This is a genomic window from Streptomyces sp. NPDC054841 (assembly GCF_053611045.1).
This window is the reverse complement of sequence record NZ_JBSGZO010000911.1, coordinates 1-1,304: the sequence shown is the minus strand read 5'-3', so window position 1 is coordinate 1,304 and position 1,304 is coordinate 1. Positions and strand designations below refer to the sequence as shown.

2 protein-coding genes are annotated in these 1,304 nt (G+C 75.8%); both read left to right on the top strand.

Translation table 11 applies throughout. The features are described from left to right. Positions 1–260, top strand: a 260-nt coding sequence (locus tag ACWGI8_RS44385) for a DUF4439 domain-containing protein (protein ID WP_453669318.1), incomplete at its 5' end; no start/stop codon positions are given. Positions 261–277: 17 nt separating this feature from the next. After that, positions 278–1,150 carry an aminoglycoside phosphotransferase family protein gene (locus tag ACWGI8_RS44380; protein ID WP_453669317.1) on the top strand — a complete coding sequence of 291 codons (873 nt, stop codon included), beginning with the start codon at positions 278–280 and terminating at the stop codon, positions 1,148–1,150. Positions 1,151–1,304: the final 154 nt, after the last annotated feature.

Here is a 1,304-nt window from a genome sequence, read left to right as displayed (position 1 = left end):
GCCTCGGCGGGACGCCGGTGGCCGCGCAGGCCGCGTACACCCTGCCGTTCCCGGTGCCGGACGCCGCTGCGGCGGTGCGGCTCGCCGCGGTGCTGGAGGACCGGGTCGCGGGCGTCTACTCCGATCTCGTACGGGCTGCCGAGGGCGCGCTGCGCCGCGAGGCCGCGGGTGCGCTCCGCGAAGCGGCGGTGCGGGCCGTGCGGTGGCGGGGCACCGGCGTAGCCTTTCCAGGGCTCGCCGAGCGAGCCACGAGGCAGTGAAAGGGAACAACGCACGCATGGGTTTTGAACCGCCCCAGCGTCTGGTGCGGGCGCTCGGCGACAACGACTGGCTCGGGCAGCTGCCGAAGCTCACCGAGGAGGTGGTCGCCCGGCACGGTCTCGAGATCGAGCGGGTGATGGCACCGGGTGGCCGGAGCAGCCTCGTCGTCCTCGTACGGCAGCAGGACGGCACTCCCGCCACGCTGAAGCTCGTCCCGCCGTTTGCCGCGCCCGAGCTGGAACGCGCCGCGCTCACGCACTGGAACGGCTTCGGCGCGGTGCGGCTGCTCGGCGGGGCCGAGGGGGTGCTGCTGCTGGAGCGGCTGCATCCCGAGGTGTCCGTGCGTTCTCTGCCGGAGGCGAAGGCACTGCTGGAGGCGGCGGGTACGGTGCGGCGCCTGTGGGCCGACCCACCGGCGGGCCACGCCTTCGAGACGGTCGCCGACCGTACGGCCCGCCAGGCGTCAGCGCTGTCGGCCCGGGCCGAGGCGGCACCGCCGGCGCTGGTGGCCGCGGCCCTGGGCGCCCGTGAGGAGCTGACCGCCCACTCCCCCGAGGTCCTCCTGCTCCACGGCAACTTCCGCCAGGGCAAGATCCTCGCGGGCGACCGCACTCCATGGCTCGCGGTCGGTCCTGAGCCGCTCGTCGGTGAACGCGCCTACGACCTCGCCCGGCTGGCCCGCGACCGCGTGGAGGACATGATCGCCACCTCCTCCGGCCCGTCCGCGGCCCGCCGCCGCGTGAACCGTCTGGCGGACTCCCTGGACGTGGACCGCGACCGCCTCCGCGGCTGGACGCTCTTCCGCGCGGTGGAATCGGGCACCCGGGCGCTGGCCGCGGGCCGGCGCGCGGAGGGCGAACTGGCGCTGGAGTTCGCGGGCTGGCTCTAGCCGTCTCCGGCCCGCGCCCGGCATCCGGGCCGGACCCGCGCCACAGCGGACCTGCCCCCCGTGACCTGCACCCGACCGACGACCAAAGCCGAACCGGAACCCACCCGCCACAACCTGCGGTCGGCAACCGGCTCGGGGCGGGGCCGTGCAGGGT

Bases quoted from the DNA above. Each gene is read 5' to 3' on its own strand.
- ACWGI8_RS44380 (WP_453669317.1), top strand. From the start codon at position 278: ATGGGTTTTGAACCGCCCCAGCGTCTGGTGCGGGCGCTCGGCGACAAC.